The sequence below is a fragment of the Pseudomonas sp. Irchel 3H7 genome, assembly GCF_900187605.1.
Classification (GTDB): domain Bacteria; phylum Pseudomonadota; class Gammaproteobacteria; order Pseudomonadales; family Pseudomonadaceae; genus Aquipseudomonas.
Genome location: NZ_FYEA01000005.1, coordinates 41009 through 66417 on the forward strand (window position 1 = coordinate 41009; position 25409 = coordinate 66417).

General features: G+C 57.9%; 20 protein-coding genes and 1 tRNA gene. 18 read left to right on the forward strand and 3 right to left on the reverse strand.

From position 1 onward, the window contains the following. The first annotated feature begins 47 nt into the window (after positions 1-47). From apaG to CKW38_RS10635, 7 genes are all read left to right on the forward strand, one after another. The gene (gene apaG / locus CKW38_RS10605; protein ID WP_007910127.1) at positions 48-428 is read left to right on the forward strand and encodes a Co2+/Mg2+ efflux protein ApaG; all 381 of its coding nucleotides are present in this window, start codon (positions 48-50) and stop codon (positions 426-428) included. Continuing rightward, the gene (locus tag CKW38_RS10610; protein ID WP_007910125.1) at positions 428-1309 is read left to right on the forward strand and encodes a symmetrical bis(5'-nucleosyl)-tetraphosphatase; all 882 of its coding nucleotides are present in this window, start codon (positions 428-430) and stop codon (positions 1307-1309) included. Before apaG ends, CKW38_RS10610 begins: the two co-directional genes overlap by 1 nt. Positions 1310-1342: 33 nt before the next feature. Then, the gene (gene glpE / locus CKW38_RS10615) at positions 1343-1672 is read left to right on the forward strand and encodes a thiosulfate sulfurtransferase GlpE (RefSeq protein ID WP_016983139.1); all 330 of its coding nucleotides are present in this window, start codon (positions 1343-1345) and stop codon (positions 1670-1672) included. 297 nt (positions 1673-1969) lie between these two features. Next, positions 1970-3892, forward strand: coding sequence for a PrkA family serine protein kinase (locus CKW38_RS10620; RefSeq protein WP_007910115.1), 1923 nt, complete (start codon positions 1970-1972; stop codon positions 3890-3892). Between the two features lie 121 nt (positions 3893-4013). After that, complete coding sequence (locus tag CKW38_RS10625; RefSeq protein WP_007910114.1) at positions 4014-5285, forward strand: YeaH/YhbH family protein; 1272 nt, start codon at positions 4014-4016, stop codon at positions 5283-5285. Next, a complete protein-coding gene (locus CKW38_RS10630; protein ID WP_007910113.1) occupies positions 5282-6844 on the forward strand; it encodes a SpoVR family protein in 1563 nt (520 codons plus the stop codon). The genes CKW38_RS10625 and CKW38_RS10630 overlap by 4 nt, the downstream gene beginning before the upstream one ends. Positions 6845-6907: 63 nt before the next feature. Continuing rightward, positions 6908-8131, forward strand: coding sequence for a multifunctional CCA addition/repair protein (locus tag CKW38_RS10635; RefSeq protein WP_095112711.1), 1224 nt, complete (start codon positions 6908-6910; stop codon positions 8129-8131). 89 nt (positions 8132-8220) lie between these two features. Here CKW38_RS10635 and folK read toward each other — a convergent pair whose 3' ends face one another. Then, positions 8221-8736: a 2-amino-4-hydroxy-6-hydroxymethyldihydropteridine diphosphokinase gene (gene folK, locus CKW38_RS10640; RefSeq protein ID WP_007910111.1), complete on the reverse strand. Its 516-nt coding sequence runs from the start codon at positions 8734-8736 to the stop codon at positions 8221-8223. Then, positions 8727-9083 (reverse strand): dihydroneopterin aldolase, encoded by a 357-nt coding sequence (gene folB, locus CKW38_RS10645; RefSeq protein WP_007910104.1) that lies wholly within the window; start codon positions 9081-9083, stop codon positions 8727-8729. The genes folK and folB overlap by 10 nt, the downstream gene beginning before the upstream one ends. Positions 9084-9157: 74 nt before the next feature. Between folB and plsY the strand changes: the two genes are divergently transcribed. Further along, on the forward strand, positions 9158-9727 hold the full coding sequence (gene plsY, locus CKW38_RS10650; protein ID WP_007910103.1) for a glycerol-3-phosphate 1-O-acyltransferase PlsY: 570 nt from the start codon (positions 9158-9160) through the stop codon (positions 9725-9727). 23 nt (positions 9728-9750) lie between these two features. Here the strand turns inward: plsY and tsaD are convergent, their stop codons facing one another. Next, positions 9751-10776, reverse strand: coding sequence for a tRNA (adenosine(37)-N6)-threonylcarbamoyltransferase complex transferase subunit TsaD (gene tsaD, locus CKW38_RS10655; protein ID WP_007910097.1), 1026 nt, complete (start codon positions 10774-10776; stop codon positions 9751-9753). Positions 10777-10975: 199 nt separating this feature from the next. On the opposite strand from tsaD, the gene rpsU reads away from it, so the two are divergent. The 10 genes from rpsU to CKW38_RS10705 all read left to right on the forward strand — a co-directional run bounded on the left by rpsU (position 10976) and on the right by CKW38_RS10705 (position 25390). Then, the gene (gene rpsU, locus CKW38_RS10660) at positions 10976-11191 is read left to right on the forward strand and encodes a 30S ribosomal protein S21 (protein ID WP_002551877.1); all 216 of its coding nucleotides are present in this window, start codon (positions 10976-10978) and stop codon (positions 11189-11191) included. A 485-nt stretch (positions 11192-11676) separates the two neighbouring features. Then, positions 11677-13641 carry a DNA primase gene (gene dnaG, locus CKW38_RS10665; RefSeq protein ID WP_095112712.1) on the forward strand — a complete coding sequence of 655 codons (1965 nt, stop codon included), beginning with the start codon at positions 11677-11679 and terminating at the stop codon, positions 13639-13641. A 67-nt stretch (positions 13642-13708) separates the two neighbouring features. Then, entirely contained in the window at positions 13709-15553 is a 1845-nt protein-coding gene (gene rpoD / locus CKW38_RS10670; RefSeq protein ID WP_095112713.1) for an RNA polymerase sigma factor RpoD, read from the forward strand. A 126-nt stretch (positions 15554-15679) separates the two neighbouring features. Next, the gene (locus CKW38_RS10675) at positions 15680-19426 is read left to right on the forward strand and encodes a bifunctional diguanylate cyclase/phosphodiesterase (protein WP_095112714.1); all 3747 of its coding nucleotides are present in this window, start codon (positions 15680-15682) and stop codon (positions 19424-19426) included. Positions 19427-19441: 15 nt separating this feature from the next. After that, a tRNA-Ile gene (locus CKW38_RS10680) sits at positions 19442-19518 on the forward strand. Continuing rightward, on the forward strand, positions 19507-20799 hold the full coding sequence (locus CKW38_RS10685) for an acyltransferase (protein ID WP_256588362.1): 1293 nt from the start codon (positions 19507-19509) through the stop codon (positions 20797-20799). The genes CKW38_RS10680 and CKW38_RS10685 overlap by 12 nt, the downstream gene beginning before the upstream one ends. Before the next feature lie 176 nt (positions 20800-20975). After that, positions 20976-22070: a pyridoxal phosphate-dependent aminotransferase gene (locus CKW38_RS10690; RefSeq protein ID WP_007910087.1), complete on the forward strand. Its 1095-nt coding sequence runs from the start codon at positions 20976-20978 to the stop codon at positions 22068-22070. Between the two features lie 145 nt (positions 22071-22215). After that, entirely contained in the window at positions 22216-22677 is a 462-nt protein-coding gene (locus tag CKW38_RS10695; RefSeq protein WP_007910086.1) for an Lrp/AsnC family transcriptional regulator, read from the forward strand. A 223-nt stretch (positions 22678-22900) separates the two neighbouring features. Further along, a complete protein-coding gene (locus CKW38_RS10700; RefSeq protein WP_007910083.1) occupies positions 22901-24583 on the forward strand; it encodes an NAD(P)/FAD-dependent oxidoreductase in 1683 nt (560 codons plus the stop codon). A 12-nt stretch (positions 24584-24595) separates the two neighbouring features. Next, positions 24596-25390 carry a carbon-nitrogen hydrolase family protein gene (locus CKW38_RS10705; RefSeq protein ID WP_007910081.1) on the forward strand — a complete coding sequence of 265 codons (795 nt, stop codon included), beginning with the start codon at positions 24596-24598 and terminating at the stop codon, positions 25388-25390. Positions 25391-25409: the final 19 nt, after the last annotated feature.

The following is a 25409-nucleotide window of genomic DNA, read 5'->3' on the forward strand; positions in this document are numbered from 1 at the left end:
TCCCCATCAGCTACGCCCCGCGTTCCGCTTCGTTTAAGGCCTCTTGCATGTCCGATTCCCGTTACCAGGTCGATGTCAGCGTCGTTACCCGCTATCTGGCAGACCAATCGCAACCCGAGCACGACCGCTTCGCCTTCGCCTACACCATCACCGTGCAGAACAATGGCGAGCAACCCGCACGCCTGATGTCGCGGCATTGGGTAATCACCGACGGTGACGGCCATGTCGAAGAAGTGCGCGGTGCAGGCGTGGTCGGTCAGCAACCGTTGATTGATGCCGGCCAGAGCCACACTTACAGCAGCGGCACAGTGATGACCACCAAGGTCGGCACCATGCAGGGCACCTACGAAATGGTTGCCGACGATGGCAAACATTTCGACGCCATCATCAAACCTTTCCGTCTGGCGGTGCCCGGAGCCTTGCACTGATGACGACGTATGCCGTCGGCGACCTGCAAGGCTGCCTCGAACCGCTCAAGTGCCTGCTCAAGCAAGTGGCATTCGACCCGACACTCGATCGTCTGTGGCTGGTCGGCGATCTGGTCAACCGTGGCCCACAATCGCTGGAAACCCTGCGCTTTCTATATGGCATGCGCGAGTCGCTGGTCTGCGTTCTGGGCAATCACGACCTGCACCTGCTGGCTGCGGCTAGAAACATCGAGCGCCTGAAGAAGTCCGATACCCTGCGCGAGATTCTCGAAGCGCCGGACAGCGCCGAACTGCTGGAGTGGGTGCGGCAACAAAAGCTCATGCACTACGACGAGCAGCGCGATGTCGCCATGGTCCACGCTGGCATTCCACCCCAGTGGTCGCTGCGCCGGGCCTTGAAGTGCGCAGACGAAGTCGAGACCGCCCTGCGTGACGACAACATGTTGCCTGCCTACCTCGACGGCATGTACGGCAACGAGCCGGCGAAGTGGGACAACGACCTCAAGGGCGTAGCCCGTCTGCGCGTCATCACCAACTATTTCACGCGGATGCGCTTCTGCACCGCCGAAGGCAAGCTCGACCTCAAGAGCAAGGAAGGCCTGGACACCGCCCCGCCCGGCTACAAACCGTGGTTCCAGCACCGGGACCGCAAGACCAAAGGCTTGCGCATCATCTTCGGCCACTGGGCGGCACTCGAGGGCAATATCCATGAACCGGGTATTTCGGCGCTGGATACCGGTTGTGTCTGGGGCGGCAGCCTGACCCTGATGAACGTCGACAGCGGTGAACGCCTGTCGTGCAAATGCGATGAACATGGCGGCCTCGCCCCGACCGTCGCACCACTTATCTCCGAAACTTCGCCAGTCAGCGTCCCGCGTTAGACTGCGCTTTCAGCCGAGCAACAGGAACCCGCCATGAGCGAATTCAAACGAATCCCCCCGGAACAGGCCCAGGCCCTGCGTGAACAAGGTGCTGTCGTGGTCGACGTGCGCGACCCGGCGACTTTTGCCGCCCTGCACATCAGCGGCTCGAAGCATCTGGACAATCATTCGCTGCACGCCTTTATTCAAGGCGCCGACCTTGATGCACCGACCGTGGTCGTCTGCTATCACGGCAATTCCAGCCAGGGCGCAGCGGCGTACCTGATCAGCCAAGGCTTCTCCGACGTCTACAGCATGGACGGTGGCTTTGAGTTGTGGCGTACGACTTATCCTGCGGAAACGGCCCAAGGCACCGCCGAATAATTTTTTTGTCACGCGCAGGCCCCGGCTGCCGTGGGCCTGCGCGGGCAGACGAACGGTCTTGCCACAACTAATTACGTATCTCGCCTTTACCTCCCGAATTCCCAACTATCCTTAAGCCCAGGCCATCCAAATCAGGGGAGAGCCGGTACACCGGCGCACGGGTCATCGGGAGTGACTTTCACGATTGTCGATCGTGAAAGTGTTCTGGGGGGTAAACAATCAGCTGCTACTGCGGCTGCTTGCCAGCATCGACTGAGTGATCCGGCGTCGGCTCCACGTATCGAGCGAGGTGACGTCATGAGTATCTTTAGCCACTTCCAACAACGCTTCGAGTCCACACGCCAGGAAGAACTCTCGCTGCAAGAGTACCTGGAGCTGTGCAAGAAAGACCGTAGCGCCTACGTTTCCGCTGCCGAGCGTCTATTGCTGGCCATCGGCGAACCGGAACTGCTCGACACCTCGACCAATTCGAGGCTGTCACGCATCTTCTCCAACAAGGTGATCCGCCGCTATCCGGCCTTTGAAGACTTCCACGGGATGGAAGAATGCATCGACCAGATCGTCTCGTATTTCCGCCATGCCGCCCAAGGCCTGGAAGAGAAGAAACAAATCCTCTATCTGCTCGGCCCTGTCGGCGGTGGTAAATCGTCGCTGGCCGAGAAGCTGAAACAACTGATTGAAAAAGTGCCCTTCTATGCGATCAAGGGCTCGCCGGTATTCGAATCGCCACTGGGTCTGTTCAACGCCACCGAAGATGGCGCGATCCTCGAGGAAGACTTCGGCATTCCACGGCGCTACCTGAACACCATCATGTCGCCATGGGCCACCAAACGCCTGGCCGAGTTCGGCGGCGATATCAGCCAGTTCCGCGTGGTCAAGCTTTACCCGTCGATCCTTAACCAGATCGCCGTGGCGAAGACCGAACCAGGCGACGAGAACAACCAGGACATTTCCGCGCTGGTCGGCAAAGTCGACATCCGCAAACTCGAGGAATACCCACAGAACGACGCCGACGCTTACAGCTATTCCGGTGCGCTGTGCCGGGCCAACCAGGGCCTGATGGAATTCGTCGAAATGTTCAAGGCACCGATCAAGGTGCTCCATCCGTTGCTGACCGCGACTCAGGAAGGCAACTACAACAGTACCGAAGGTCTCGGCGCGATTCCGTTCACCGGGATCCTGCTCGCCCACTCCAACGAATCGGAATGGCACACCTTCCGCAACAACAAGAACAACGAAGCCTTCATCGACCGGATCTACATCGTCAAAGTGCCGTACTGCCTGCGCGTCAGTGACGAGGTGAAGATCTACGACAAATTGCTGTTCAACAGCTCCCTGGCCAAGGCGCATTGCGCGCCGGACACCTTGAAAATGCTCGCGCAGTTCACTGTGCTGTCACGCCTCAAGGAGCCGGAAAACTCTAACATCTATTCGAAAATGCGCGTCTACGACGGCGAAAACCTCAAGGACACCGATCCGAAAGCCAAGTCGATTCAGGAATACCGCGATTCGGCAGGTGTCGATGAAGGCATGAACGGTCTGTCGACCCGCTTCGCCTTCAAGATCCTGTCCAAGGTGTTCAACTTCGATCCGCATGAAATCGCCGCCAACCCGGTGCACCTGCTCTACGTACTTGAGCAACAGATCGAACAGGAACAATTCCAGGCCGAAACCCGCGAGCGCTATCTGCGCTATCTGAAGGAATACCTGGCACCGCGTTATATCGAATTCATCGGCAAGGAGATCCAGACCGCGTACCTCGAGTCTTACAGCGAGTACGGCCAGAACATCTTCGACCGCTACGTGCTCTACGCGGACTTCTGGATTCAGGATCAGGAATACCGCGATCCGGAAACCGGCGAGATCCTCAACCGCGTCGCCCTGAACGAAGAACTGGAGAAAATCGAAAAACCGGCCGGCATCAGCAATCCGAAGGATTTCCGCAATGAAATCGTCAACTTCGTCCTGCGCGCCCGGGCCAACAACAACGGCAAGAACCCGACCTGGCTCAGTTACGAAAAACTGCGGGTGGTCATCGAGAAGAAAATGTTCTCGAACACCGAAGACCTGCTGCCAGTCATCAGCTTCAACGCCAAGGCCAGCAAAGAGGATCAGCAAAAGCACAACGACTTCGTTACACGCATGGTCGAACGTGGCTATACCGACAAACAGGTACGACTGCTGTCCGAATGGTACCTACGGGTCCGGAAGTCGCAGTGAAGCAGCTGCAAGCTTCTAGCTACAAGCTGCAAGAACAAAGCGCGTAACCCACTGATGCCCGGGAACCTGCTTTTACTTGCAGCTTGAAGCTCACAACTTGAAGCTGCCCGGAGGGCTTCCTATGAGTTATGTGATCGACCGACGTCTCAATGGCAAGAACAAGAGCACGGTGAACCGCCAGCGTTTTCTGCGGCGTTACCGTGACCACATCAAGAAGGCTGTCGAAGAGGCGGTCAGCCGGCGCTCCATTACCGATATGGAGCACGGCGAACAGATCAGCATTCCCGGTCGCGACATCGACGAACCGGTGCTTCACCATGGTCGCGGCGGCAAGCAGACCGTGGTTCATCCTGGCAACAAGGAATTCACTGCCGGCGAACACATCGCTCGGCCACCGGGCGGTGGCGGCGGACGTGGTCCGGGCAAGGCCGGAAACTCCGGCGAGGGCATGGACGAGTTTGTCTTCCAGATCACTCAGGAAGAATTCCTCGAATTCATGTTCGAAGACCTCGAACTGCCGAACCTGGTCAAACGCAACCTCAGCGGCACCGACACCTTTAAAACCGTGCGCGCCGGGATCAGCAACGAAGGCAACCCGTCACGCATCAACATCATCCGCACCTTGCGCTCGGCGCACGCACGGCGTATCGCTCTATCCGGCAGCAGCCGGGCGAAACTGCGCGAAGTCAAAGAAGAACTTGAACGGCTGAGACGCGAAGAGCCGGACAACTTCGGCGATATTCAGGAACTCGAGGCGGAAATCGAAAAACTCAGCGCGCGCATTCATCGCGTACCGTTTCTCGATACATTCGACTTGAAGTACAACCTGCTGATCAAACAGCCCAACCCCAGCTCTAAAGCGGTGATGTTCTGCCTGATGGACGTCTCCGGCTCCATGACCCAGGCGACCAAGGACATTGCCAAACGCTTTTTCATCCTGTTGTACCTGTTCCTGAAACGGAACTACGACAAGATCGACGTGGTGTTCATCCGCCATCACACCAGTGCCCGGGAAGTCGATGAAGAGGAGTTTTTCTACTCACGAGAAACCGGCGGTACCATCGTTTCCAGCGCCCTGAAGCTGATGCAGGAGATCATGGCCGAGCGCTATCCGAGCAATGAATGGAACATCTACGCGGCGCAGGCTTCCGACGGCGACAACTGGAACGATGATTCGCCGATCTGCCGTGACATTCTGATCAACCAGATCATGCCGTTTGTGCAGTACTACACTTACGTGGAGATCACCCCGCGCGAACATCAGGCCTTGTGGTACGAGTACGAACGCATCGCCGAAGCTTTCTCTGACACTTTTGCCCAGCAGCAACTGGTCTCGGCCGGGGATATCTATCCGGTCTTCCGTGAACTCTTCCAGCGCAGGTTAGTGACATGACCGCCAAAGAGCAGAAGCGCCAACCCATTTCCACCGGCTCCGAATGGACGTTCGAGCTGATCCAGACCTACGACCGCGAAATTGCCCGGATCGCGGCCCGCTATGCGCTGGATACCTACCCCAACCAGATCGAAGTGATCACCGCCGAGCAGATGATGGACGCGTACGCCTCGGTGGGCATGCCGCTGGGCTATCACCACTGGTCTTACGGTAAACATTTTCTCAGCACCGAAAAATCCTACAGCCGTGGGCAAATGGGCCTGGCCTACGAAATCGTGATCAACTCCGACCCTTGCATTGCCTATCTGATGGAGGAAAACACCATCTGCATGCAGGCGCTGGTGGTAGCGCACGCGTGCTATGGCCACAACAGCTTTTTCAAGGGCAACTACCTGTTTCGCACCTGGACCGACGCGAGTTCGATCATCGATTACCTGGTGTTCGCCAAGCAGTACATCATGCAGTGCGAAGAGCGCCATGGCATCGATGCGGTGGAAGACCTGCTCGACTCCTGCCACGCTTTGATGAACTACGGCGTCGATCGCTACAAACGTCCATATCCAATTTCCGCCGAAGAGGAGCGCCGGCGGCAGAAAGATCGCGAAGAACACCTGCAGAAACAGATCAACGATCTGTGGCGCACCATTCCCAAAGGCGCAGACAAGTACAGCGACAGGGACAACGCGCGTTTCCCGGCCGAGCCGCAGGAAAACATCCTGTATTTCATCGAGAAACATGCGCCGTTGCTGGAGCCGTGGCAGCGTGAAATCGTGCGGATCGTGCGCAAGATCGCTCAGTATTTCTATCCACAACGTCAGACCCAGGTGATGAACGAAGGCTGGGCGACGTTCTGGCACTACACGCTGATGAACGACCTCTACGATGAAGGGCTGGTCACCGATGGCTTCATGATGGAGTTCCTGACGTCGCATACCAGCGTGGTGTTTCAACCGGGTTTCGACAGCCCCTACTACAACGGGATCAACCCCTACGCGCTGGGCTTCGCGATGTATCGGGACATCCGGCGCATGTGTGAAGAACCTACCGAAGAAGATCGTCACTGGTTCCCGGAAATTGCCGGGAGCGACTGGCTGTCGACCATCAAATTCGCCATGAGCAGCTTCAAGGATGAGAGTTTCATCCTGCAGTATCTGTCGCCAAAGGTGATCCGTGACCTGAAACTGTTCAGCATCATGGATGACGATCAGAAGGACGACTTGTTGGTACCTGCGATTCATGACGAACCCGGCTACCGGATCATTCGCGAAACCCTTGCTGCGCAGTACAACCTCGGCAATCGTGAGCCGAACGTGCAGATCTACAGCATCGATCGACGCGGTGATCGCTCACTGACCTTGCGTCACCAACAGCACGACCGCAAACCATTGGGTGACTCCACCGAAGAAGTGCTCAAACACTTGCATCGCCTGTGGGGCTTCGACATTCATCTGGAAACCCTGCAAGGCGACCAGATCATGAAAACCCATCACGTTCCACCACGCAGCGAACACAGCGAAGGGGATTACGGTCGACTCGATCTGGCCGTCATTCATCTTTGATCCGCTTCCGGCCTCCGAAAGTCCGACGCAAGGGTTATCCTGTCGGGCTAACGGAGGTTTTTTATGCAGATTTTCAAGGTTGGCGGCGCAGTACGTGATCGCTTGCTGGGCAAACCGGTTACTGACATCGATTGGGTGGTGGTCGGCGCTACCACGGAAGAAATGCTCGCCCAGGGATACCGCCCGGTCGGCGCAGATTTTCCGGTGTTTCTTCACCCAAAAAGCGGCGAGGAATATGCCCTCGCCCGCACTGAACGCAAGAGCGGGCGTGGCTATGGCGGCTTCACCTTTCACGCCAGCCCTGAAGTGACGCTCGAAGAAGACCTGATTCGCCGTGACCTGACCATCAATGCCATGGCCGAGGACGATCAGCACAATCTGACTGATCCGTACCATGGCCAGCGCGATCTTCAAGCCCGAATTCTGCGCCATGTATCTCCGGCGTTCGCCGAGGATCCCCTCCGTGTCTTGCGCGTAGCCCGATTCGCTGCGCGTTATGCCGGACTCGGTTTCACCGTGGCACCCGAAACGCTCGAACTGATGCGACAGCTCAGCGAATCCGGAGAACTGGAGGCGCTGACCGCCGAACGCAGCTGGAAAGAAATCTCCCGTGCACTGTTGGAAGAACAGCCGCAGGTGTTCATTCAGGTGCTTCGCGACTGTGGCGCGTTGAAGGTATTGATGCCGGAAGTCGACGCACTTTTTGGTGTGCCACAGCCGGAAGCGCATCACCCGGAAATCGATACCGGCCTGCACACGCTGAGCGTTTTGGAGCAATCGGCGCTGCACAAACAACCGCTGACGGTTCGTTGGGCTTGCCTCTTGCACGACCTTGGCAAAGGCTTGACCCCGGAAGATCAATGGCCACGACATATCGCCCATGAGCACACGGGGTTGAAGCTGATCAAAGCGGTCAACGAGCGCTTCAAGGCGCCGAAGGATTGCCAGGAATTGGCGTTGCTGGTTGGCAAGTACCACACCCACGGGCACCGCGCCCTGGAGCTGAAGGCTTCGACGTTACTGGAGTTGTTGCAGAGTTTTGACGTGTATCGCCGGCCGCAGCGCTTTGAAGAATTTATCGCCGCATGCGAAATGGACGCCCGAGGCCGTAAAGGGCTGGAGCAGAGAAGTTACCCACAGGCGGATTACTTGCGCGGTGCGGCAAAGGCAGCGCGGGAAGTTGCGGTGCAACCGTTGCTGGAGAAGGGATTCAAAGGGCCGGAACTGGGCGAAGCGCTCAAGCGTGAACGGCTAAAAGCGCTGAAAGCCTACAAAGAGAACGCTTGAAGCAAGATCAAAAAATCGCAGCCTGCAGCAGCTCCTACACGGGATTATGTTTCTCCTGTAGGAGCTGCCGCAGGCTGCGATCTTTTGCTTTAAAGGTTCTCAGGCGTGAGTTGCTCACCCCGCCATTCGAACGCCACCGGCGCCAGCACCTGATCAATCTGCGCCTCAGCCCACAACGTGGCGAAGCTTTTTCCCACACCGGGATGCACGCGATCCGGTGCAATCAGCGACAACGGCCACAGCACAAACGCGTTTTTCAGAATCTCGGCCCGCGGCAAAACCAGACCGTCGAAATTCCCCACCAGATCGCCATACAGCAGCACGTCGATATCCAGCGGCAACCCCTTGCGATCCGGCGCGTAACGGCCATTATCCGCCTCGATGAATTTCAAGCGTCGGTCCAGCTCCATCAACGGCAGATCGGTATACGCCGACACCACGAAGTTGAAGAACGGCCCGCTCTTGATCCCCACAGGTGCGCTCTCGAACACCGCCGAACAGCGGATATCCACCAGAAACGTCGCCAAAGCATCGAGCCCGGCGCGCAAATGGGTTTCGCGCTCGATATTGCTACCGAGCCCGAGGTAGACCTGAGTCAGCGACATCCGCGCTCGATCTCCACACCCACGCCACCTTTGGCAGCCGGTACGGCGCCTGGCTTGGTCAACTTCAGACGAACCCAAGTAATCTTGAATTCATTCATCAGCACCTCGACAAGGCGCTCGGCGAACGTTTCGACCAGCTGGAACTGCGCCTGCTCGGCAAACGCCTGAATTCGGCTGGACACGCTGGCGTAGTCAAGCGCCAGGGTCAGGTCATCACCGGCGGCGGCCGGGCGATTGTCCCAGGCGAAGCTCAGATCAAGTCGCAGGCACTGTCGGATGCCGCGCTCCCAGTCGTAGGCACCGATCACGGTGTCGACTTCCAGGCCCTCGATAAACACTCTGTCCAAGCACTTCTCTCCGCTGCACGACAAGGGCGCAATGCGCCGTTAGAATCAGGGCGTCCTCGCCCGGAATAGTTAGCATGTTTTGGTTACTGGCGACTTTCGCCTACCTGCTCGGCTCGCTGTCCTTCGCCATTTTGCTCAGCCGCCTGACCGGAAATCCGGATCCGCGAATGAGTGGCTCGGGCAATGCCGGTGCCACCAACATGCTGCGCCTGGCCGGCCGCAAACTCGCGATCCTGACCCTGCTGGGTGATTTGTGCAAAGGCCTGGTGCCGGTGCTGATCGCCTCGGCTGCAGGCCTTTCGCTGCAGGATCAGGCATGGATCGGCGTGTGCGCCGTGATCGGTCACCTGTTCCCGCTGTACTTTCGCTTTCGTGGCGGCAAGGGCGTCGCCACCGCCGCCGGCATGCTGCTCGGCCTGTATCCCCCCGCCGCGCTGCTGGCAGTATGCACCTGGTTGCTGACGTTTTACCTGACCCGCACCAGTTCGCTCGCAGCGCTGATCGCCACGCCTTTGACCCTGCCGTTGTTGGCCTGGCAGGAGCCGGAGGCGTTGTTGCCGATGAGCGCATTGACCTTGCTGATCGTCTGGCGCCACCGCGGCAATTTACGCGACCTGTTTGCCGGGCGCGAACGGCATTTTTAAATGGCGCCCGTGAGCGCCTCTCATCACAGCGGCGACAATTGCTCCATCGGCCAGCGCGCCTGCACGCTGATCGCCAGACTTTCCTGCTGACCGGCCTGCAAGCGCTGGCAACCGGCGAACGCGATCATTGCGCCATTGTCGGTGCAGAACTCCGGGCGGGCGTAAAACACATCGCCCTTCATGTCGCCGAGCATCTTCTCCAGCGAAACACGCAAGGCCTTGTTGGCACTGACGCCGCCAGCGATCACCAGACGCTTCATGCCCGCCTGTTTCAGGGCTCGCTTGCACTTGATGGTCAAAGTCTCCACCACGGCCTGCTGGAACGCCAGCGCGATGTCGCAACGCGCTTGCTCGTTGTCGTCTCCGGCGCTGACGCACTGCTGCCAGGCGTTGAGTGCAGAGGTTTTCAGGCCACTGAAGCTGAATTGCAGACCCGGGCGATCACACATCGGACGCGGAAAGGTGAAACGTCCGGCGACGCCCTTCTCCGCCAACTTGGCGATTTCCGGTCCGCCCGGATAATTGAGGCCCATCATCTTTGCAGTCTTGTCGAACGCTTCGCCAGCGGCATCGTCGAGCGTCTCGCCAAGCAGGCTGTATTGACCGATGCCATCGACCTGAACCAGTTGCGTGTGACCTCCGGAGACCAACAAAGCGACGAACGGGAACTCCGGCGGTTTTGGCTCCAGCATCGGCGCCAGCAAATGCCCTTCCATGTGGTGCACGCCGAGTGCCGGAATGCCCCAGGCAAAGGCCAGCGCCTGAGCGCAGGAAGCACCGACCAGCAACGCGCCAACCAGCCCGGGACCCGCGGTATAGGCGATCGCATCGATCTCGGTCGGCACACAGTCAGCCTCGGCCAACACCTGACGAATCAAGGGCAGCATGCGTTTGACATGGTCACGCGAGGCGAGCTCCGGCACCACGCCGCCATAGGCGCGGTGCAGGTCGATCTGGCTGAACAATGCATCGGCCAGCAAGCCGCGTTCACTGTCATATAATGCGACGCCGGTTTCGTCGCAGGAGGTTTCTAATCCCAGTACTAGCATGGGTTTGCGCCTTGTTTAGGCTGAATTCGAAGGCGCGCATAATAGTCGCCGCGTGATGCCCCGACCAGCGGTTTTCGATCAGAGGCTTTGCATTCCGAGCGATGAGGGGTTAACATCCGCAACCCTTAAAAACCGACGTCTTCAAGTGCTCTTTTGCCGCGAGGATGTTGACCCCGGTAATGAATGAAGGTAGCTCTGGATGCCAGCCGTCAAAGTTAAAGAGAACGAACCCTTCGACGTAGCTCTGCGTCGTTTCAAGCGCTCCTGCGAAAAAGCCGGTGTACTGGCTGAAGTTCGTAGCCGCGAATTTTACGAGAAGCCAACTTCTGAGCGTAAGCGCAAAGCAGCAGCCGCTGTTAAGCGTCACGCCAAGAAAGTTCAGCGCGAACAGCGCCGCGCCGTTCGTCTGTACTAATACACAGACGTTCGTAGCAAGCTTCTTGCCTAAGCCCGGCTCTCAGCCGGGCTAATGGCATTTGCGTAAAACGCTTGATGCTTCACCGTCGAAGCCGCACACGCGACCGAGACAAATCTGCTTCACGCGTCAGACCTGGCTCTTTTGCCAGCGGTGCACGTCTTTTCTGACGAGCCTTTCAAGGCTACTGACGAGCACACCCACTGATTCCTCTCACGACGATCAGCCCAAGGCACCTGCATGCGTGCCCGCTTTATTGAGCTATCCGAGGCCCTTAACCGGCCGTCAGCGGATTCAGCGCAACACTTTCAAATAGTCGAAGGCTGATGAGTACTAACGTCAGTGGATTTTCGGCAGATACAATTCCCGACAGCGATTACGCAGACGACACCGGTCGAGCCGCATATTTTGCGCGCTTCAAACAATGACCCGCGTCCGCCAGCCTTACGCATCGGACTTTTTACAGCGCAGACGACGAGAACGCCATGGCCGGGCTGATTCCCCAGAGCTTCATTGACGACCTGCTGAACCGCACCGACATTGTCGACGTGGTCAGTTCGCGCGTGCAATTGAAGAAGGCCGGCAAGAACTACACCGCCTGTTGCCCGTTCCACAAAGAGAAAACCCCGTCTTTCAGCGTCAGCCCCGACAAGCAGTTCTACTATTGCTTCGGCTGCGGTGCCGGCGGTAACGCCCTCGGCTTTCTCATGGATCACGACAACCTGGATTTCCCCCAGGCCGTTGAAGATCTGGCGAAAGCCGCCGGCATGGAAATCCCCCGCGAAGAAAGCGGTCGCCCGCACAAACCGCGCCAGCCGACCGATTCGCCGTTGTATCCGCTGCTCAGCGCTGCCGCCGATTTTTATCGTCAGGCGCTCAAGAGTCATCCTTCGCGCAAAGCCGCAGTGGATTACCTCAAGGGCCGCGGACTGACTGGCGAGATCGCCCGGGATTTCGGGCTCGGCTTTGCGCCGCCCGGCTGGGACAACCTGTTCAAGCACTTGAGCAGCGACACCCTGCAGCAGAAGGCCATGATCGACGCCGGCCTGCTGATCGAGAACGCTGAAACCGGCAAACGCTATGACCGCTTCCGCGATCGCGTGATGTTCCCGATCCGCGATACCCGTGGGCGCATCATCGCTTTCGGCGGCCGCGTACTCGGCGACGACAAGCCGAAATACCTGAACTCACCGGAAACCCCGGTTTTCCATAAAGGCCAGGAACTCTACGGCCTCTATGAAGCACGCAAGAACAACCGCAACCTCGACGAAATCATCGTCGTCGAAGGCTATATGGACGTCATTGCTCTCGCCCAGCAGGGGTTGAAAAATGCCGTCGCGACGCTGGGCACTGCGACCAGCGAAGAACACTTGAAGCGCCTGTTCCGGGTAGTGCCGAACGTACTCTTCTGCTTCGACGGTGACCAAGCCGGCCGCAACGCTGCGTGGCGCGCCTTGGAAGCAACGCTATCGAGCCTGCAAGACGGGCGCCGGGCGCGCTTTTTGTTTCTGCCCGAAGGCGAAGACCCGGACACCCTGGTGCGCGCCGAAGGCACTGACGCGTTCAAGGCACGGATCAATCAGCATGCTCAACCGCTGGCGGACTATTTTTTCCAGCAACTGACTGAAGAAGCCGATCCGCGTTCGCTCGAAGGCAAGGCCCATATGGCCACCCTTGCCGCACCGTTGATCGACAAAGTGCCGGGCGCCAACCTGCGCATCCTGATGCGTCAACGCCTGACCGAAATTACCGGCCTGAGCAGTGAAACCGTCAGCCAACTCGCACAAAGTGCGCCGCAGGAAGCGCCGCCCGCCTACGATCCGGGCATCGATTACGACGCAATGCCGGACTACAGCGACTACCATCAGCCGCAGGCACAGGACATGTATGTGCCGCAGCAGGAGTGGACGCCGAAGAAACCCGGCGCTGGCGGCAAAAAGTGGGACAAGAAGCCCTGGGACAAAAACGGCAAGCGTGGCGGTGATCGCGATCAGCAACGCCCGCGCACGCCGATTGGCGTCGAGTCGCCGACCCTGACCGCCCTGCGCACACTGCTCCATCACCCGCAATTGGCCGAGCGCGTCGAAGATGCCGGGCACATAGCGGACGAGAATCAGACCAACGCCCAGTTACTTGTGGCGCTGCTCGAAGCTGTACAGAAGAATCCCAAGCTAAACTCATTTCAGTTGATCGCGCGATGGCACGGCACTGAACAGGGACGCTTGCTCAAGGCACTGGCAGAAAAGGAATGGCTGATTGACGGAGATAACCTTGAACAACAGTTTTTCGACACCATTACTAGCTTGTCAGCCCGCCAACGCGAGCGAAATCTGGAACAGTTGCTCAGGAAAGCGCGTCAAAGCGAACTGAGCGTTGAAGAGAAAAATCAACTGCGCGACCTTTTAAGTCGCAATGTTTCCGCATCAAACCCGACCTCAACTGGCGCGTGAGGTCATAGCTCAGGTATAATCCTCGGCTTGTTTTTTGCCCGCCAAGACCTTCAGTGGATAGGGTGTTATGTCCGGAAAAGCGCAACAGCAGTCTCGTATTATTGAGTTGATCAAACTGGGTCGTGAGCAGAAGTATCTGACTTACGCCGAGGTCAACGACCACCTGCCCGAGGATATTTCAGATCCAGAGCAGGTGGAAGACATCATCCGCATGATTAACGACATGGGGATCCCCGTACACGAGAGTGCTCCGGATGCGGACGCCCTTATGTTGGCCGACGCCGATACCGACGAGGCCGCTGCGGAAGAAGCAGCGGCTGCGTTGGCCGCGGTGGAGACCGATATCGGTCGCACCACTGACCCAGTGCGCATGTACATGCGTGAAATGGGTACGGTCGAGCTTCTGACTCGTGAAGGCGAAATCGAAATCGCCAAGCGTATCGAAGAGGGCATCCGTGAAGTGATGAGCGCAATCGCGCACTTCCCTGGCACGGTTGACCACATTCTCTCCGAGTACACTCGCGTCACCACCGAAGGTGGTCGCCTGTCCGACGTCCTGAGCGGTTATATCGACCCGGACGACGGCATTGCGCCGCCTGCCGAGGTGCCGCCGCCGGTCGAAGCGAAAGCGGCGAAGGCCGACGACGAAACCGATGACGATGAAGCCGAATCTTCCGATGACGAAGAAGAAGCCGAAAGCGGTCCGGATCCGGTCATCGCTGCCCAGCGCTTTGGCGCCGTGGCTGACCAGATGGAAATCACCCGCAAGGCGCTGAAAAAGCACGGTCGCAACAACAAGGCAGCGATTGCCGAGTTGCTGGCACTGGCCGAGCTGTTCATGCCGATCAAACTGGTACCGAAGCAATTCGAAGGCCTGGTCGAGCGTGTTCGTGGTGCCCTGGATCGTCTGCGTCAGCAAGAGCGCGCGATCATGCAACTGTGCGTACGTGATGCACGTATGCCACGCGCTGATTTCCTGCGTCAGTTCCCCGGCAACGAAGTCGACGAAAGCTGGTCCGACACCCTGGCCAAAGGCAAGAGCAAGTACGCCGAAGCCATCGGTCGCGTGCAGCCGGATATCATTCGTTGCCAGCAGAAACTGATCGCGCTGGAAACCGAAACCGGTCTGACCATCGCAGAAATCAAGGACATCAACCGTCGCATGTCGATCGGTGAGGCCAAGGCCCGCCGCGCGAAGAAAGAGATGGTTGAAGCCAACCTGCGTCTGGTGATCTCGATCGCCAAGAAGTACACCAACCGCGGCCTGCAATTCCTCGATCTGATCCAGGAAGGCAACATCGGTCTGATGAAAGCGGTGGACAAGTTCGAATACCGTCGTGGTTACAAGTTCTCGACTTATGCCACCTGGTGGATCCGTCAGGCGATCACTCGCTCGATCGCCGACCAGGCCCGCACCATCCGTATTCCGGTGCACATGATCGAGACGATCAACAAGCTCAACCGCATTTCCCGGCAGATGTTGCAGGAAATGGGTCGCGAACCGACCCCGGAAGAGCTGGGCGAACGCATGGAAATGCCTGAGGACAAGATCCGTAAGGTATTGAAGATCGCTAAAGAGCCGATCTCCATGGAAACCCCGATCGGTGATGACGAAGATTCCCATCTGGGTGACTTCATCGAAGACTCGACGATGCAGTCGCCAATCGATGTCGCCACTGTTGAGAGCCTGAAAGAAGCGACTCGCGAAGTGCTGTCCGGCCTCACTGCCCGTGAAGCCAAAGTACTGCGCATGCGTTTCGGTATCGACATGAACACCGACCATACACTCGAAGAAGTGGGCAAACAGTTTGACGTAACGCGTGAGCGGATCCGTCAGATCGAAGCCAAGGCGCTGCGCAAGCTGCGCCACCCGACGCGAAGCGAGCATCTGCGCTCCTTCCTCGACGAGTGATACCAGAACCCCCGGCCCAGGCCGGGGGTTTTGTTTATATGGCAGATTAAATCCTTCGCAACGCCCCTCCCCCGCATACCCCGTCTACACTCGAAACAATCATCCCCGAGCCATAACGAGAGCGTTATGCCCAGATTGGCGTCCGTGCTTTTTTTGCTGTCACTGATGATCTGGACCGCAACGGCTGACGCGCTGACTCTGACCGATGAAGAACGTAGCTGGCTGGCGGCTCACCCGGACTTGCGCCTGGGTGTCGATGCGTCGTGGCCGCCCTTTGAATTTCGCGATGACCAGAACCGTTATCAGGGCCTGGCGGCGGACTATATCGACGTGATTCGCCAACGCTTGGCGATCAAATTGACGCCCATCGAACCGGTGAGCTGGACGGTGGTGCTCGAACAGGTCAAATCGGGCAAGATCGACCTCCTGCCCGGCATCATGTCCACCCCGGAGCGCCAGACCTACCTGTCGTTCACCCGCCCTTATCTTGATTTCCCGATTGTCATCCTTGCCCATATCGGCGGCGCGCAACCACGCAAGCTCGACGACCTGTACGGTTTGAAGATCGCCGTAGTGGAGAACTACGCGCCCCACGAACTGCTGCGCACTCACCACCCCGATCTGAATCTGGTCGCCATGCCCAATGTCAGCTCGGCATTGCAGGCGCTGGCGACCGACGAAGTGGACGCCGTTGTCGGTGACCTCGCGTCCAGCGTCTGGAGCCTGCGCCAGCTCAAGCTCGACGGCCTGTACGTCAGCGGCGAAACCCCATATCGCTACCAACTGGCGATGGCCGTACCCCGCGACAACAAGGTATTGGTGGGGATTCTCGACAAAGTCCTCGCGGACATGAGCCCTGATGAAATCAGCAGCATTCAGGAGCATTGGGTCGGCAACGTCCTTGATCATCGGACATTCTGGTCGGACCTGCTGATCTACGGCTTGCCCGGGCTGTTGCTGCTGGTGACGATCCTCGCCGTGGTGATCCGCATCAACCGACGCCTGAGCTCGGAAATCGCCCGACGCATCGACCTCGAACAGGAACTGCGCAGCAGCGAGTATCACTACCGCGGCCTGGTCGAGAGCCTGTCGGCCATCGCCTGGGAAGCGCGGATGAGCGACTTCACCTACAGCTATGTCTCGCCCCACGCCGAAGACTTGCTCGGCTATCCACAATCGCACTGGCTGATCCCCGGTTTCTGGCACAACATCATTCACCCGGCCGATCTGACCCGTACGCAGAGTTACTGCAAAGAAGCACTGCGCGAGGGTCGCGATCACATCGTCGATTATCGCGTGATCACCGCGGATGGCCGCTGTTTGTGGGTACGCGACATCGTCAGTCTGATCGAACATGGTCACGAGCCGGTGATGCGTGGTTTGATGATCGACATCAGCGAAATCAAGCGCACAGAAGAGGCGCTGCGGCTCTCGGAGCAAAAATTCGCTTCGGTCTTCCAGCAGTGCCCGGACATCCTGGTCATTGCACGGCTGTCCGATGGTTGCCTGCTGGAGGTCAATGAGGCATTTGAAGAACAGATCGGGCTGAAAGCCGAGGAAGTGCTTGGGCAAACGGCCACCGACCTGAATATCTGGGGAATTCCCGGCGTCGGTCCGGGACTGCTGCAACGTTTGCAGGCGGGCAGTATTCGCAATCTGGAGATGCCTTTTCGCCGCAACAACGGCCAACTGTTCACTGGTCTGATTTCCGCCGAACCCTTCGATCTGGACACAACGCCAGCCCTGGTCGTCGTCGTGCGTGATATCACTCAGCTCAAGGAAACCCAGCAGCAACTGCAAACCTCCGAAGAGAAGTTCGCCAAAGCCTTCCATGCCTCGCCGGATGGTTTGTTGTTGTCACGCCAGAGCGATGGCCTGCTGCTGGAGGTCAACGAAGGTTTCAGCCGCATCACCGGTTTCAATAGCGCCATGTCGGTGGATCGCTCGGCGCTGGATTTGGGCATCTGGGTGAACCTCAACGAGCGCAAACAGATGCTCGACCTGTTGCATCGCGATGGCTTCGTGCGTGACTTCACCTGCCATATCCGGCGCAGTGACGGGCAGATTCGCCTCTGCGAAGTGTCCAGCCGTCCGCTGCCGATCGGTGAAGAAGACTGCATGCTGACCATCGCCCGCGACATCACCGAGCGCCATCTGATGCAGGAAAAACTGCAACAGGCCGCCACCGTGTTCGAAAGCACCGCCGAGGGCGTGCTGATCACCGACACCCAACAGCACATCAGCGCAGTCAACCGCGCCTTCACCGAAATCACCGGCTACAGCGAAAGCGAAGCGCTCGGGCATACACCGCGCCTGCTTGCCTCCGGCCTGCACGACAGCGCGTTCTACGCGGCAATGTGGCACCAATTGACCGACGAAGGACACTGGCAAGGCGAGATCTCCAACCGGCGCAAGAACGGCGAGTTGTACCCGAGCTGGCTGACCATCAGTGCCGTACGCAATCGCGACAAGTTCATTACTCACTTTGTCGCGGTGTTTGCCGACATTTCCAGCCTCAAGCATGCACAAGCCAAGCTCGACTATCAGGCGCACCACGACCCACTTACCGGTCTGCCGAACCGCACGCTGTTCGAAAACCGTTTGTTGATGGCGTTGAACAGTCAGCAGGAAAACGGCGGACAGGGTGCCGTGCTGTTTCTCGATCTCGACCGTTTCAAACATATCAACGACAGCCTCGGCCATCCGGTCGGCGACCTGCTGCTCAAGGGCATCGCCGTGCGCCTGAAAGAGCAACTGCGCGACATCGATACCGTGGCGCGCCTGGGCGGCGACGAATTCATCATTCTGTTACCCGGCCTGCAACAGGCCAGCGACGCGGATAACATCGCCACCAAACTGCTCAACTGCTTCGGTGCACCGTTCCAGGCGGGCGAGCATGAGTTTTTCATCAGCGCCAGCATCGGCACCAGTCTCTATCCTCGGGACGGCAACGACGTCGCCACACTGGTGAAAAACGCCGACGCGGCGATGTACCGCTCCAAGGCCAAGGGCCGCAATCGTGTCGAAAGCTACACCCGCGACCTCACGGCCCAGGCCAGCGAGCGCATAGCGCTGGAACACGAATTGCGCCGCGCCATTGAGCGTGACGAACTGTTCCTCTACTACCAACCGAAAATAAGCCTCGATGACCATCGTCTGGTCGGTGCCGAAGCGTTGATCCGTTGGCGTCACCCGACTTTCGGCGAAGTACCGCCAGAGCACTTCATTCCGCTGGCCGAAGAAAACGGCATGATCCTGCAGATCGGTGATTGGGTGCTCGAGACCGCGTGCCGGCAAATGTTCGAATGGAATCAGATCTACGACAGCCTCGGCCCGCTGTCGGTGAACCTCGCCGGCGCACAGCTGCGTCAGCCGAATCTGCTCGGACGCATCGAACAACTGCTCAAGGACAACCGCCTCCAGCCAGACTTACTGCAACTGGAAATTACCGAGAATTTCATCATGAGTCAGGCCGAAGAGGCGCTGGCGGTGTTGCACCAGCTCAAACACCTCGGCGTGCAACTGGCGATCGATGACTTTGGCACCGGATATTCTTCGCTCAGTTACCTCAAACGCCTGCCGCTGGACATCCTCAAGATCGACCAGTCATTCGTTCGCGGACTGCCCGACGACCCCCACGATGCGGCGATTGTCCGGGCCATCATCGCACTCGGGCGGAGCATGCAATTCACGGTCATCGCCGAGGGCGTGGAAACCCAGGCACAACAACAATTTCTCGCCGCCGAAGGCTGCGAACAGATCCAGGGCTACATCGTCAGCCTGCCGCTACCACCGGAAGAATTCGCGGCAACGTTTCTTCGTGTAACCGTATCGGATTATTCGGATAGCACAGCCGAGAAACCGTCGCTATAATCCGCGACCTACTGAGGGCCTATAGCTCAGTTGGTTAGAGCAGAGGACTCATAATCCTTTGGTCCACGGTTCAAGTCCGTGTGGGCCCACCAAACCTGAAAGCCGCGCAAATGCGCGGCTTTCGCGTTTCTGGCGCGAGAGCGGGCCAAGTGTCGAAGCAAAACGGCATCCGCTTCACTCAACACCCGCCGCAACGTTGCAATTTTTTGAAATCGATTGCCGTATGGCAAATGGCAGTTTCCGCGCTTCGCCCTTGCGTCAAAGATGCGTTACTTTCAAACTGCCAACACAGGATGTCTAGCCAGTTCGAAGGACGAAATCAGGTGCATAAACTTACCTCGCTACAAGCTGCTAGAGGCCTGGCGGCTCTTCTGGTTGTTGCGTTCCATTCTATTTTTATCAATACAAAATACCTACAGAGTGAGTTGATCATTCCCGAGCTGTTTGTATTCGGACAAACAGGCGTCGACCTGTTCTTCGCACTCAGTGGCTTCGTAATGATCATCGCCTTTCGCAAAAAATTTGGGCTGCGCGGCGAGACATTAAACTTTCTCAAGGGCCGCTTTCTTCGAATCTACCCGACCTACTGGGTTTATTTTCTGGCAGTCCTATTGGTCTTCATCATCAGGCCAGAACTGGTAAACAACTCTCAGAGCGGCCATTCAAATATCCTTTCGTCCTTTCTATTACTACCTGAAGAGTCAGCTCCCCTGGTGATGGTTGCGTGGTCACTCACGCATGAAATATGGTTTTACCTGGTCTTCGCCTTAATATTGAAGCTGCCAGTACAGTACGTTTCGGCTGCCTTGCTCGTGTGGTTGCTTGCAATTATCACCCACGAATTTTCAATCGAATTCATACTCGGCGCGCTGTCGGGCGTCGCTTATCTGAAGCTTGCGCAACGCGGCCTGAAAAGGATACCCCCCGTGTTACTCGCAGCGGTGGGGATGAGCAGTCTGCTCTACGCGTTTTTCGATAAAACAGTGGGCAATGCTGATGTTATTCAGGCGATATCACTGAAAAGGGCATTCCTGGTCGGCGGTGGTTACGCTCTATTGTTATTGGCTTGTGCCTTGCAAGAAGTCATAAGCAAAAAACACGCTCCCCGCCTGCTAGCATTTATCGGCGACATTTCCTATTCAATGTATCTGTCGCACATCCTCACATTAAGTGTCTGCGGTCGTATTTGGAGCATGCTCGGTTACTCCAACGGTGGGCTGTGGAGCGCCATACTTTTCTGGACCATTTCTTATAGTGCGGTCATTCTCGTTTCATTCATCAGTTACCAACTTGTCGAGCGCCGCGTAATGCAGGTATCTCGTCGAGCCAGAAGGCCTTTGCCACGATCACTAGAAAACGCAAATACCCTCTGAAGAGTGCAGATGGCAAACGCCTTGTATCCAGAAAACTGCATAGATCTATTTCAGGGCTGAGTGTGCCATCGCTTTTCACAGTGCCTCAACGGTAAATCAACCATTAACCATTTCGTTACTTCATTAAAGGGGCCACACAGCAGTGGCGCATCTGATGATCCGAAAAGGGAGTTCTCATGGTTGATGTCACTCGACGCTCATTCGTTGGATTTGCCGCGACGCTGCCACTGCTGGCGCACAATCCTTGGGCTCAGGCTCAAATTGAAACAGCCTCTGTAGCGGCAACTTCTGACGAGGTGCTGATCAACTTCAACGAAAGCCCTTGGGGACCCTCGACGGCTGCTCGACAAGCGATGCAGGAAGGTATCGCCCTGTCGGGACGTTATCCCTACAAGATCCAGTACCGGCTCAATGCACTGTTTGCCCGCCAGCAAGGCATTCCCGAAGATTTCGTGCAGACCTACAGCGGCTCCAAGCAGGCCCTGCAGCACGCCGTGCATGCCTTCACGCAACAGGGAAGTCTGGTGGTTGCCGCACCGTCCTATGAAGATCCCGTCCAGGCTGCGCGCGGTAGAAATGTCGCTGTCCACGAAGTACCGCTGAACGCTGAGCATGCTCACGACCTGCCGCGCATGCTGGCTGCCGATCATCAGCCGGGGTTGATCTACATCTGCAATCCGAATAATCCGACCGGCACCCTCACTGCCCGCAGCGATATTGAACGCGCGTTGAAGGACAAACCCAAAGGCTCGATTCTGTTGGTGGATGAGGCTTACATCGATTTCTCGCAGGCCATCACCTGCATCCCACTGGTCAAGGATCACCCCGACCTGCTGGTGCTGCGTACCTTTTCGAAAATCTACGGCATGGCGGGTGCAAGGCTCGGCATCGCAGTAGGTAACCCTGCGCTGTTGGAACAATTGGAAGTGTTCGGCAACTACAACGTCCCGGCCGCTTCGTCTTTGCTGGGAGCAATCGCCAGCCTTGAGGACGCTTCGTTGCTGGCGCAAAGGAAACAGAACAACACGCGTCTGCGAGAGGAAACCATCGCCTGGCTGAGTGCGCGAGGCTTTCGTTGCACAGCGTCCCAGGCCAATTGCTTCATGATTGATGTCAGACGCCCTGCGGCTGCCGTGGTAAAGGCATTGGCCGAGCGCCACGTTCATGTCGGTCGCGTATGGAAAGAATGGCCGACCTGGGTTCGAGTGAGTGTCGGCACGGACGATGACATGCGCCGATTCCGGGAGGCATTTGCCAAGGTACTGGCGTAAGAAACACGGGCTCGAATCAACGGTCAGGTTTCAGCAGGACAATAGCGTCGACATGCGGATGAAACCCAATCATCGCCTGCAAGCGTCCCGGCAATTGAGCCTGTAACATGCGCCAACCACCGATCCGCGCCAATGGAGCCGCCCCTTGCCAGACATCCGCCCGCCCGTGCTTGATGAAATCGATCGTCAGTTGATCGCTGCCCTGCAGATCAATGCTCGTGAGAGCGTGGCCATGCTTGCCCGGCAATTGGGCATTGCGCGCACCACCGTGACGTCGCGTCTGGCGCGCCTGGAAAAAGCCAAAGTGATCACCGGCTATGGCGTACGCCTGGGTCAGCGGGTGGTCGATGGCGGGTTGCAGGCGTATGTCGGGATCAAGGTGCAGCCGCGCTCAGGCAAAGAGGTGTTGCGCCGGTTGAGTGCGATGGCACAGGTGCAGCAACTGTGTGCCGTGAGTGGCGAGTTTGATTATGTGGCGTGGTTGCGTACGGACTCGCCGGAGCAACTGGATCAGTTACTCGATCAGATTGGCAGCGTGGACGGGGTGGAGAAGACCACGACTTCGATCATTTTGAGTAGCAAGATTGATCGGGGGCAGCCGGTTTAAGATTTTGATCGGGCTTCTCGGGTGGATTTCAGAGCTTCTTCGCGAGCAGGCTCTCTCGCAAATTTTGGTCGGTGTGTAGCCACTGCTCGTCATATTGATCGCTAATCTGGCAAAACGACGACACTTTGCGTCTTATTAACGTGTTCTACGCTCCCTAGAATGGCTGGCATCTTTTCCTATACTCAGACGCGCATCCCGCGTCGGGTCGCCAGCAAGGTCAGCCATGAACAAGAACAATCGCCATCCTGCAGACGGTAAGAAACCAGTCACCATTTTCGGCCCGGACTTTCCGTTCGCGTTTGACGACTGGATCGAACACCCGGCCGGTCTCGGCACTATTCCTGAACACCATCATGGCGCTGAAGTGGCGATCGTCGGCGCAGGCATCGCCGGCCTGGTGGCCGCTTACGAGTTGATGAAGCTCGGCCTGAAACCGGTGGTTTACGAAGCATCAAAACTCGGTGGCCGTCTGCGTTCGCAGGCCTTCAACGGCACTGACGGCATCGTCGCTGAACTGGGCGGCATGCGCTTCCCGGTATCGTCCACCGCGTTCTATCACTACGTCGACAAGCTCGGCCTCGAAACCAAACCTTTCCCGAACCCGCTGACGCCAGCCTCTGGCAGCACGGTGATCGACCTGGAAGGCAAAACCCATTACGCACAGAAGCTGGCGGATCTTCCTGCACTGTTCCAGGAAGTGGCTGACGCCTGGGCGGATGCACTGGAGGCCGGTTCGCAGTTCGCCGATATCCAGCAAGCCATTCGCGACCGCGATGTGCCGCGCCTGAAAGAGCTGTGGAACACGCTGGTGCCGCTGTGGGACGACCGCACCTTCTATGACTTTGTCGCCACCTCCGAGGCCTTCGCCAAACTGTCGTTCCATCACCGCGAAGTGTTCGGTCAGGTCGGATTCGGCACCGGCGGCTGGGATTCGGACTTTCCTAACTCGATGCTGGAAATCTTCCGCGTGGTGATGACCAACTGCGACGATCATCAGCATCTGGTGGTCGGCGGCGTCGAACAAGTACCGCAGGGCATCTGGCGGCATGTGCCGGAACGTTGCGTGCATTGGCCTGAAGGTACCAGCCTGAAATCCCTGCACCGTGGTGCGCCGCGCTCCGGCGTGAAGAAAATTGCCCACGCGGCGGATGGTCGTTTCGCGGTCACCGACAATAATGGCGACACCCGCGAATACGCCGCCGTGCTGACCACTTGTCAGAGCTGGCTGTTGACCACCCAGATCGAATGCGACGAAAGCCTGTTCTCGCAGAAAATGTGGATGGCCCTCGACCGCACCCGCTACATGCAATCGTCGAAGACTTTCGTGATGGTCGACCGGCCGTTCTGGAAGGACAAGGACCCGGAAACCGGCCGCGACCTGATGAGCATGACCCTCACCGATCGCCTGACCCGTGGCACTTACCTGTTCGACAATGGCGACGACAAACCGGGCGTGATCTGCCTGTCTTATTCGTGGATGAGCGACGCGCTGAAGATGCTGCCGCATCCGGTGGAAAAACGCGTTGAGCTTGCGTTGAATGCGTTGAAAAAGATCTACCCGAAAGTCGACATCGCTGCGCGGATCATCGGCGATCCGATCACCGTGTCGTGGGAAGCCGACCCGCATTTCCTCGGTGCGTTCAAAGGCGCCCTGCCCGGCCACTATCGCTACAACCAGCGCATGTACGCGCACTTCATACAGGACGAAATGCCAGCCGAGCAGCGCGGGATTTTTATCGCTGGCGACGATGTTTCGTGGACGCCGGCATGGGTCGAAGGCGCAGTGCAGACGTCGCTCAACGCGGTGTGGGGGATCATGAAGCATTTCGGCGGTTCGACACATAAAGCGAACCCGGGCCCGGGTGATGTGTTCAAAGACATCGGCCCTATCGCCCTGCCCGAGTAAGAGGAATTCCTGATGCGTGTAGCCCTTTACCAATGTCCACCGCTGCCACTGGAGCCCGCCGCCAACCTGCAACGCCTGCATCAACTGGCGATGGAGGCCAAGGGTGCCGACCTGTTGGTGCTGCCGGAGATGTTCATGACCGGCTACAACATCGGCGCCGAAGCGGTCAGCACCTTGGCCGAGGTCTATAACGGAGAATGGGCGCAGCAGATCGGCCGGATCGCCAAGGCTGCGGGTCTGGCGATTGCTTACGGTTATCCGGAGCGCACCGCCGACGGGCAGATTTACAACGCGGTGCAGTTGATCGATTCGAGCGGTGAGCGCCTGTGCAATTACCGCAAGACGCATCTGTTCGGTGATCTGGATCGCTCGATGTTCAGCCCCGGCAATGATGATTTTCCCATCGTCGAACTCAACGGCTGGAAGCTCGGTTTCCTGATTTGTTACGACCTGGAGTTTCCGGAAAACACCCGACGTCTGGCGCTCGCCGGCGCCGAATTGATTCTGGTGCCGACGGCGAACATGATCCCGTTTGATTTTGTCGCTGACGTCACCGTGCGTTCACGCGCCTTCGAAAACCAATGCTACGTGGCTTACGCCAACTACTGCGGCCACGAAGGTGACATCCATTACTGCGGGCAAAGCAGCATCGCCGCACCGGATGGCAGCCGCATCGCTCAGGCCGGACTCGACGAAGCGCTGATCATCGGCAAGCTCGATCGACAGTTGATGCTCGACTCCCGCGCCGCCAATCGCTACCTCAGCGACCGTCGCCCCGAACTTTACGACGCGCTCAACCAGCGCTAATCCGCTAGCATTGGCACTT